Origin of the sequence: Mesorhizobium sp. CA4 (assembly GCF_020165075.1) — a bacterium.
Lineage (GTDB): Bacteria > Pseudomonadota > Alphaproteobacteria > Rhizobiales > Rhizobiaceae > Mesorhizobium.
The window spans coordinates 72386-81116 of record NZ_JAIUHK010000030.1 but is presented as its reverse complement, the minus strand read 5'-3'; the positions used below and the strand labels follow the sequence as shown (position 1 = coordinate 81116).

At 59.1% G+C, this 8731-nt stretch carries 8 protein-coding genes and 3 pseudogenes; 4 read left to right on the top strand and 7 right to left on the bottom strand.

From position 1 onward, the window contains the following. Positions 1-74: 74 nt before the first annotated feature. A pseudogene (locus LB528_RS22590) lies at positions 75-358 on the top strand (hypothetical protein); the annotation flags it as partial. Between the two features lie 522 nt (positions 359-880). Here LB528_RS22590 and LB528_RS22585 read toward each other — a convergent pair. The 3 genes and pseudogenes from LB528_RS22585 to LB528_RS22575 all read right to left on the bottom strand — a co-directional run. After that, a pseudogene (locus LB528_RS22585) lies at positions 881-1183 on the bottom strand (substrate-binding domain-containing protein); the annotation flags it as partial. Further along, positions 1176-1628, bottom strand: coding sequence for a LacI family DNA-binding transcriptional regulator (locus LB528_RS22580; RefSeq protein ID WP_224716344.1), 453 nt, complete (start codon positions 1626-1628; stop codon positions 1176-1178). The pseudogene LB528_RS22585 and the gene LB528_RS22580, both read right to left, overlap by 8 nt. 405 nt (positions 1629-2033) lie before the next feature. Beyond that, positions 2034-2255, bottom strand: a complete 222-nt coding sequence (locus LB528_RS22575; RefSeq protein WP_224716343.1) for a hypothetical protein — start codon at positions 2253-2255, stop codon at positions 2034-2036. Between the two features lie 85 nt (positions 2256-2340). On the opposite strand from LB528_RS22575, the gene LB528_RS22570 reads away from it, so the two are divergent. Next, positions 2341-2637 carry a hypothetical protein gene (locus LB528_RS22570; RefSeq protein ID WP_224716342.1) on the top strand — a complete coding sequence of 99 codons (297 nt, stop codon included), beginning with the start codon at positions 2341-2343 and terminating at the stop codon, positions 2635-2637. Between the two features lie 618 nt (positions 2638-3255). After that, positions 3256-3429 carry a hypothetical protein gene (locus LB528_RS22565; RefSeq protein WP_224516877.1) on the top strand — a complete coding sequence of 58 codons (174 nt, stop codon included), beginning with the start codon at positions 3256-3258 and terminating at the stop codon, positions 3427-3429. A 317-nt stretch (positions 3430-3746) separates the two neighbouring features. On the opposite strand, the gene LB528_RS22560 is transcribed toward LB528_RS22565, so the two are convergent. Both LB528_RS22560 and LB528_RS22555 read right to left on the bottom strand, forming a co-directional pair. Next, entirely contained in the window at positions 3747-4049 is a 303-nt protein-coding gene (locus LB528_RS22560; RefSeq protein ID WP_224516875.1) for a hypothetical protein, read from the bottom strand. 726 nt (positions 4050-4775) lie between these two features. Beyond that, a complete protein-coding gene (locus tag LB528_RS22555) occupies positions 4776-5072 on the bottom strand; it encodes a hypothetical protein (RefSeq protein WP_224516872.1) in 297 nt (98 codons plus the stop codon). 2002 nt (positions 5073-7074) lie between these two features. Between LB528_RS22555 and LB528_RS22550 the strand changes: the two genes are divergently transcribed. After that, complete coding sequence (locus LB528_RS22550) at positions 7075-7701, top strand: class I SAM-dependent methyltransferase (protein WP_318012339.1); 627 nt, start codon at positions 7075-7077, stop codon at positions 7699-7701. A gap of 441 nt (positions 7702-8142) precedes the next feature. Here the strand turns inward: LB528_RS22550 and LB528_RS22545 are convergent. Both LB528_RS22545 and LB528_RS22540 read right to left on the bottom strand, forming a co-directional pair. After that, positions 8143-8244 (bottom strand): annotated as a pseudogene (locus tag LB528_RS22545) (DUF2274 domain-containing protein); the annotation flags it as partial. A gap of 139 nt (positions 8245-8383) precedes the next feature. Next, the gene (locus tag LB528_RS22540) at positions 8384-8722 is read right to left on the bottom strand and encodes a slr1659 superfamily regulator (RefSeq protein ID WP_224516870.1); all 339 of its coding nucleotides are present in this window, start codon (positions 8720-8722) and stop codon (positions 8384-8386) included. Positions 8723-8731 lie beyond the last annotated feature (9 nt).

Genomic DNA, 8731 nt, shown 5'->3' with positions numbered 1-8731 from the left:
CCCAGCCTCCATTCGCTGGCGATAAAACCGGACAACTCATGTGCTACCTAACCCGGACAACTCATGCGCTTACGACAAACACCTTCTACGAGGCTTGGCGGCTGACGATCCAGCGGTATGGGATCTACCATCCCTACACGAAGCGAGGCGCCATTGCCGGTCTTCTACCCCACGGACCGCACAATGTGCGTGACGTCCTGGCGACCCATATTCTGAAGCAGACTGGCTCCTACGAGCAGGCCAGCCATGCCATCCAAGACACGCCCGACATGGTCGCCCATCACTACGGGCGCTTTCTACCCCAAGACAAGGCAGCACTCGCGCGCGAATTCTGAACCAGGTTTGGGAAGCGGCGTGAGCCAGCCCGGACCTTCGACCATGCGAAGGCCTGCTGGTGTCATCGAAATCTCTTCCCCTATCAACCCGACGCCTCACGGACCTGCCTATTCGTACGCCTTCGCCGCACCCCACCGCACCTATTGGTCAAAGCACTTTGCGACCCAGAAGCTCTGCGTTAAGTGTTGCTGATGCGATACAGAAAGAGGAAACTGGACAACCGGAACGACAATTGATCAGGCCTGCCGAGCTAACCACCTGGAATGGTACACCAAAATCTGAAGATCTTGGTATAACCCGTTGATATTATGATGCCGTGGGCCCGGATGACGTAGTAAAGCGATTGTTTTCGGCGGACCACCGCCAAACCGAGTGCTTACCGCGTTATCGCCGCATTCCGAGCTTCACCAAATGTCGTCCGGTAGCCTCCAGGGAGCGGCCTCCCAAATGAATGTCCGAGATGACCGAATTGGGCCGGTTGCGGACAGTCGGTTTTTGGGGTGCCTGAGCTAGGAAGGTCCGACACGCCTAAAGCTGCCAAGGCTTACACATCAGGTCCGCCGTACGCGCCCAGCAGTCCGAGCTCGCTTGAACACATCAAGGCGGTCGCCGGTTTCGGCAGGTCGAGCACCGATTCGAAGAACCTCTCGCTCGCCGCCATCGTGAACTCCTCATGCCCGACCAGCGATGGATCGAACGGAAGCCTGGCTTCGGCAAGGGCTTGCCGATAGCCGCGCAGCCTCTGCTCGCAGCTCTCGTCATCGCGCGTCAGCAGGTGGAGCGCTATCCGACGATGTTTTTGAGCGATCAGCTTGGTCGCGGCATCCCGAACCATCCCTTCATTGTCGACGTCGACATAAGCGTAATCCGGCTTTGTCGCCGAGCGACCGAATGCGACGAAGGGATGCTTCGTTCTTTAAGGAAGGCGATCCGCGGATCATTCGCTGCCAGCGGGTAATAATGATCCCATCGCTGATCCCTGATTGCACCAGGCGCTGCAGCGACCAGAGCTGGTCCTCCTCCGGCCCGGTGGAAAAGATCGAGAGCGCATAGCCGTTCTCGGAGGCCGCCAGCGTCATCCCCTCGATGAGCGGGACCTTCGCGAGGTCGGCCACATAGGCTCGGGTTTCCAGCGGCAGGATTGCCGCGATCGTGCGGGTACGTCCGGTCCTGAGCGCCAGGCCGTGGATGTTCGGCGTATAACCCGCTTTCGCCGCCGCTTTCTGCACCCGAGCCCGGGTCCGGGGGTGGACTTCCGGCCCCTCCTTCAGAGCACGCGACACGGTGGTCACGGACAGACCGAGGGCTGTTGGCGATCTGTCTCAGGTTCGGCGCCATGGTCTGGTCCGGTGCAATGCGTTCAGGCGGCAGGATGGCCAAATATCGGCTGAATGGGAAGCCAATGCCGGCTTGGCGACCGTCCGGCGCCGCTGCCCGTAACTCCGGCCCCCCGCGAATATCATTCGTGTACGTACGAATCCAGCTTGACAATGCATTTGCCAATCGTAACGTTACAAATTCCATCGTAACGTTACGATTTGGTACGCGCAAGGCCGGAGAACACGGTCACGCGGCCACCACAGCGTCAGCCCTTGGCGGTGGAGTTGTCCGCACTGTAACCAAAGCAAGTCGCTCTATCTCGCCAGCATTCGCGCAACTGCAAAGCCTACGCCGGTCGGCGCCGGGCTTTCTGCGTTTCAGGTCTTGATGCTCGGCGCCGGCGGCTTCGGCACGCCGTCAAATGAGAGCCGCTCGACCGTAGCGACAATCGCTACCGACAATGCCTCAGCTTCGTCGAGCAGCGATGGCCCATAGCGCCCGTTCACCTGCTCTTCGCTCATCAGCACGCCGGGTGGGCAATGCTCCTCGATCGTCGCCCGGATCAGGCGCAGCGCAGCGCGGCACTCGGTGATGTCCATCGTCTCCATGATGAACAAACATTCACTTTAGCTAAAATGTTCCCTGCAAGTCCGGAACCGTTTTGAAATCGGCGAGTTTGCACGGTTGAGCGGCTCATTCGTCCCTCCCGGGCCGCTCGCCCTTAAGTCCCTCCAAGTAGCCCGCCGCTTTGGTCGATTAGCGGCGGGCTTTCTGTTCCTATTTCTTGCGCTTCGGCGCCACGTGACTGGTGACGAGCCGCACGGCACTGCGCTTGACCGTGATGCCGAGATCCTTGCCGCCGACTGTCACAGTGTCATCATCGACGCGCAGGACTTCGCCGGTAAGCTCGATCTTCTGCCGCTGCTGATGTTCGGCGATGTGTCTACGATCGAATGCGGCTGGAAGGGATCAGCACGCTAACCCGGTCCTCTGTGACGCGCTTGCGGATCGTTGCTGTGATCGCAACCATGTCGCCGACTTGATGCTGTCCTTCGTCACAGGGATGAGTCTGGCGCTGCAACCGGCCTCGTCAAGCGACTGCTAATGTTCGCCGATAGCCCGTCGCTGGTGTGCCCCCACACCTAGCGACGGGCTAAGGGTGGCCGGCGCCTCTGGGGAGATTGCCTGAGCGTGCGCCGGCCTGGCGAACCGTGGTCCGCCGCATATGCAGCTTAGCTAAAACATCTGCGGTCGACATGGTGTGATCGCGTAAGGCAAGCGCGCCGGGGGCTCTTATTCGCACCTCGGATGGGGCGACCTCTTTGGAGATCGCCATTGGCAAAGAATTCCCGTTTCTTGAAAACCCTGCATGCACTCAGGTTTGATCCTCTATTGCAGTGAGTGGCGAGCCGCCGGCCGGGAGGACCGGAACCTCTAGTTCACATGCGTTGAACAGCGTAAGGGCTTGGCGCGGTAGCGGCCCGTCAGCTCCGCGTTGGGGCGCGTTGGGTTGAACCGGCGGGCCTAGCCGACTCAGTAGGGGGGCGAGTCGGCTGAAGCAGAGGCTAACGCAGCGCCCCTGCATGGATATAACTTTTGATGGTTTCCCCGGTTTCATCGATAGCAGAAGGCGCCAAGGACGAGACGACGTTTGACATGCCGCAGTACCTCAACGGCAAGGTGGCTCAAGGGCATATCTCAGGGCCTGAGGCTATGACGGCGATCAACGCTTTTACTCCGCCGGCCCTGCCGGCAGATAACAGCACGGCCTAGAAAGACAGCCCGCTTCGGCGGGCTTTTTGCAGGCTGACGCCCAGGGAAGCCAAAGCTGCCATCCGCGCTGTTGAGGCTGGTGCGGCTAGGCGCCCGGAAGAATCGGGCCAAACAAGATTTCCCTACCCTAGCCGCATTTATCGGCTGGACGCGTTAGTTGCACCCGCTGTCAGCAAACCAAATGATTGATGGAAACTCATGGGGCTGGGTGCCCCTCGGGGGTAACTGGAATGGCGGCTGCGGCTCTGGCCTCGCTGATCACGGCTATTGGTCTGATATCTGGCGCGTGCTGCGGGGCGGCTACGCAAGCACCGAACCTAGGTGATCTCGTAATAGAAATCGCAAATCAAATCGGCGACTTTCGCCGCTTCGAAGTCGGTCATGTGCGCCGCGTTCACTACGGCGACCTTCTCCAAATCATCCTGATCGGTCGCCAAAATGTCCAGCAACTTTGCAAATTTGATCTTGAGTTCGGGGTCGCCGTTGAATTCGTCAATCGTAACATTCAGGATGTTTGCGCTCGCTTCAATCAGCCTCGCCTGAATGCTGTCTGCGGAGGCTGCTAGCTCGCGGATTGCACCGAAGAAGTGTTCACGAGCATTGGTATATTTGCCGTCCATTTTTGGGTACCTTTGTTGGTGAAAAGCGCGCCCTGGACGCGGGGAGCGAACCGCGACGTACGCTTTGCCCGGAGCCCGAGTCAACCAAACTCGGCCATCCGTGGCACCGTCGATATCCAGGACATGAAGCGAGAGATCGACGAAGTGCGCCGTAGGCAGCCCGTGCCGCAACATATGTTAGAGCGTCGCCTCGTGTCATGTGGCATGTGATCACGTTCTCGGTCCTGGCGGGTCCGAGACCAACCACCTTCGCCCGCTGGCTCCGGCCGGCGGGCTTTTTGCATCATCGGTTTGCTGTGCTCGCTATCAGATGCTTGTGCTTCTCGAAGAGGTGCAGCTTCTCGGGTATCCAAGCCGCAGCGCGCGTTGCACAACGGACATTTGAATGAGGATATGGTCTTAACGATGTGCCTTTTCGAGCGATCGGGCGTTCGCACCGTGGGCACTCAAAAGTGATGTATCCGTCGTTAAGCTGTTGAGGAATCGGCAATCCGGCACCTTTGGCGATGGATGCCCACCATCATCGCAGGCAATGGTGGGCATCCATAAACTGGCGACGAAGGCACTATGCTCGCCAGCACTCCCCAGTGGCCGGGCCGGATATAGCTATCGGAGGAACAAACCGTGGCTTTCCGCTGTTCCCGAAGTAGCCTGCCGCGCTCGTTGCCAGTTTGCGCACACTAGGCTACTCCAATCACTGCCCGTCGGCTTCGGTCGGCGGCCTTTTTATCGTTTTGAGAGTGCCGTCTTGATCTCGTCCAGCGACTCGATGCCGTTCTCAAACAGCGTCATGATCTGCGCCGCCAGCATCTCCCGTTCGGGACTGGCCAGCGGCAGATCGGCTCCAAGCTCTTTGAGCGCGGCTGCAAGTATCGCAAGCTGTTCCGGGGTGGCAGAACCGTTGTGTCGCATCTTCATCGCCCTGAGCCCCTCGTTAACCGTTCGCCGCATCGGTTCTTCTAGCCAGGAACAATTGGCATTGACATCTGTTAAATGCGGCATGGACCATGCGGATTCATCCATTCCTGTGACAATTTTGCGCGCTGTGATCAGGTACAGGTGGCCCTCAATCGGCGAGCATGCAAGCCCTCAGGGCGTCGTGAGGCAAACGGCACCAGAGGCCTAACGCACCGCGCTGTTATCGCTGTATCGAGCCAGAACAGCCTGAAGCGCTTCGAGCGCTTCATCCGGCACCTCGCCATCCGGCACCACGAAGAATTCGTGCTCTGCCGGCCTACGTAGTCGGGCACGACTTGGAACGGGTAGGCGGGCAGAGCTGCCGAAGATCCTCGGTCAGATCTTCAACAAGCTTGGGCGTGACCGCGCACATCCGCGGTGGCACAACAACCATTCCTGTAGCTGGCTTAGACGTCATCGCACTGATCGCTTCGAAAACGACTGCGACCGACGCATATGTGGATTCGGGTCCGCACATCAAAACATCGGCCGCCAGTTTTGGGCGGGGACGCGTCTCAAACGACGCACGGAGAAATTAGATGCGTTGGGCCCAGCTTCAATTAGGATGCCTCGACATGGTGAACAGGCGGCTACTATCCACGGGTCTATTTGTAGCTATATACCGCGCGGTTGCTTTCCTCGGTGACGCGCACCCATAGCCGTTCATCTCTGCGCGCCTGAACCTCTTTCTTGGTTCCGATCGTCGCTGCTTCCCACGGCGTGTTGGCTATAAGCGCGACCGGCTGTCCGCGGTTACGGCCGTGGTCGTCCTCTCGATCGTCAACGGCTCGGCGGTCCGCTAGAGGCTGTCACTGAAACCCGCTGTGGTTTTTCCACAGCGGGTTTTTGTGCCTGCACTCTTGCCGATCAGTCGGCGCAGAGGAATATATTCCGATGGTGCGGCGACCCCGGTCACGAGGATCGCCAACGTCGAACAAATACCCGTTCGTTGAAGATACGCTTGGCAAGAAGTTGGCGGCCGGCACCGGCCTGTCGGTCTATTGCCTCACATGCAGGCGGACTGCGCTGCTCGACGTCGCCGAACTGGTCAAACGGCTTGGCCCGGATCACTCCTGCATGCACTGGGGCTTGATCAAAGAGATCTACTGCCACGATGCCGAGCCGCCAGCCGGGAGGACCGGAACGTCCAGTTCACTAATCACGCTCTAACGCCGGAGCAGCAAGAGCTGGACGCCTTCCGAATAGAGCGGCCCGACAGTTCCGCGTTGGGGTTTGCGTTGGGTTGAACCGCCGGGCCTAGCCGACTCGGTGCGGTGAGTCGGCAAACAGGAAGCTAAATTAGCATTCATGAATTTATACAAGTTTCTATGCCTTTCCACCTGTTTCGCTAAAACTCGCCGGGCGAGGCCCCCAACTACAGCCTCAAGCCCGACGAGCTGCCGGGGATCAAACCGGCAATCTCTGCTGTGCAAGGCCGATGCCAGCGTTCCCGTCCTACAACGGTACAGCCTTCCAAGCCGCGACTTAGCGAACTGATAATAGTAAAGCAGCCGCGGCCAGTGCGGCCATCATCCAGCGCCGATCGCGACGATGTAGGTTGGGATGGGATGATCCAAATCCTTCAAGGTGCGCCCCGCAGAGGTGGTGAAATAGCCGAGGGCTTGCGCCCCCGGCGGTGGGCGAGCAAGCTGTTGCCAGCCAGCGATCCTTTCTGGCGATTGCCCCTGTCGGTCTTTATAGCCTGTTTAATTGACATGGACGCAGCGGCGGTCGCATCCCAGCACTCGACAAAACCGCTTGCGCGCTGGTCCTCGATCCGTTCGCTTGCCACCGCTTCCGAGGCCATTGTGTACGCCAGTCCGCTCAGACATGTTGCCCTGATGTTCTCTTTGGCGGACAGACCGCGCTTAAAGGGAAGATCGGGACCAACCTCACATAAACCGTACAGAAAATCTCCTTTCGCCATCTTGGTCGGGGGTCGTATCTCAGATTGAATTTCTGCTATGGCCGAGAGAAAAATCGCCCGTATGACACTAATGGCCGAAAGCCTGAAGGGCTGATGGACGAGAGGCCATCGACATCTCTCTTGTTGAGGAGGAACGTTAGGATGAGCACCGACCGGGATACCGTGCTATCCTATGATGAAGACGCGGCGCAGTACGCGGCCGAGGCCGCGGCGATGCCCGAATGGGTCGCGACAGAGATCGATGCGTTTGTGACCGGACTGGGCGGCTCGGGAAGAGTGCTGGAGATCGGAAGCGGTGGCGGGCGAGATGCAGTTGAGCTTGAGAAGCGGGGGATTAGCGTCCGACGCACCGACGTGGCGAAGGGTTTCGTCGAACTTCTTCGCCAGAGCGGTTTTGAGGCCGACCTGTTGGACCCGCTGACCGACGACGTGGCCGACCCGCGCCGTGCCGGCATGCCGTACGACGGAGTCTGGGCCTGCGCCTGCATGATCCACGTCGCGCGCGAGGATTTCGGCATAGTGCTGGGAAGACTTGCCGAAGCGACCAGGACCGGCGGCCGACTGCATGTCTCGGTCAGAGACGGCGATGGCGAGGATGTCTCGATAGGCGGCACCGCTGCAGCGCCACGGCGCTACGTCGAGACATACTGGCGCGAGTCCGCCCTGCGGTCCGAACTGACAGACGCTGGCTGGATGGTCAGCGAGATACGTCGATGTATGGGTAGGCCCGACGATTGGTGGCTGAGCGTCCGGGCGCGCCGTGCATGACGTCCGTTCAGCTCGGGCTGGATCGAGGCGGTGCATCACATCGCAAGTGACGGGAGATCGAACTTCCGGTTAGGCGTCGAGAACTGAAATTCAGCCTGACATACGACCTGGTCGGGCTGGCGCCTGTGTCGAAAGCCGTAGCATATTTCCATGGTAGACGGAAATAGTCGCCCTTCGTTTCCGTTACGTCACCCTTGAGCCCGCTTGGCACAGACACGGCACAGATATGTTCGAATGTTTTTGCTCTGTTCACGTTCATTTGGGGCCGATTTCTCAATGAAATCAGAGAACGCACCGGCATTGACATTGCAGGGCTCAATCCTTGCTGCCCGTCGAGATCCTCAAGCAGTTCTCTCGTCAGATCAATTAACCTTGGATGGCCTCCCGAGGCGCACTCTCGATCCCATCGCATTCGACAGGTCGGGCATAGCGAAGCTCGGTTTAAGCCTCCTCCTTCTTTGCCTTCGCAAAGCCGCGGTCCGTTGCGATGAATCGTTCAAGCATCGGCGCGATCAAGCGCGATGGATCGGCAGATGGCCGCCCGGCCACATTCCCGACCGTGCATGCTCTGCTACCTCCAACGCGCCGGATCCTGTCACGAGGTTGTCTGCGACGACGTGGTCTCCGAACTCCGGGCAAAGGCGTGGAGGTTAAGAGTCGGTAGCGGCTTTACCGGATGGTGTCAGTTCATCAAAAGCACCAGAGCGGGATGCAGCTTCTTCAGGTTCGGCAGCGATTTCGATTGCCAGGGTATATCGGGCGTTCCACGCACGACGAGTCGAACGTCGGGGTGCTTGCGCACCTCGATCGTAAATTTAGCCAGCAGGTTGATGCCGGACGAGTTGAGAAAGTGCAGGTCCTTTAGATTGAGTGTAATGGAAGAAGGATTTGAGGCGAGAACACTTTTGGCTAAGGCCATAATCGGTGAGCCGGCCTCGGAACTAGCAAGCCGCATTACGCCGTCGAAAAAAATATCGCTTCCTTCGATCCACACGCGGTAGTCGTCCGTCTTGATTTCCATTGTCTGTTT

Excerpts from the sequence above, each read along its gene's own strand:
- LB528_RS22540 (WP_224516870.1), bottom strand. The coding sequence starts at position 8,722 with ATGGAAATCAAGACGGACGACTACCGCGTGTGGATCGAAGGAAGCGAT.
- LB528_RS22565 (WP_224516877.1), top strand. The coding sequence starts at position 3,256 with ATGGTTTCCCCGGTTTCATCGATAGCAGAAGGCGCCAAGGACGAGACG.
- LB528_RS22550 (WP_318012339.1), top strand. The coding sequence starts at position 7,075 with ATGAGCACCGACCGGGATACCGTGCTATCCTATGATGAAGACGCGGCG.
- LB528_RS22555 (WP_224516872.1), bottom strand. The coding sequence starts at position 5,072 with ATGGATGAATCCGCATGGTCCATGCCGCATTTAACAGATGTCAATGCC.
- LB528_RS22575 (WP_224716343.1), bottom strand. The coding sequence starts at position 2,255 with ATGGACATCACCGAGTGCCGCGCTGCGCTGCGCCTGATCCGGGCGACG.
- LB528_RS22560 (WP_224516875.1), bottom strand. The coding sequence starts at position 4,049 with ATGGACGGCAAATATACCAATGCTCGTGAACACTTCTTCGGTGCAATC.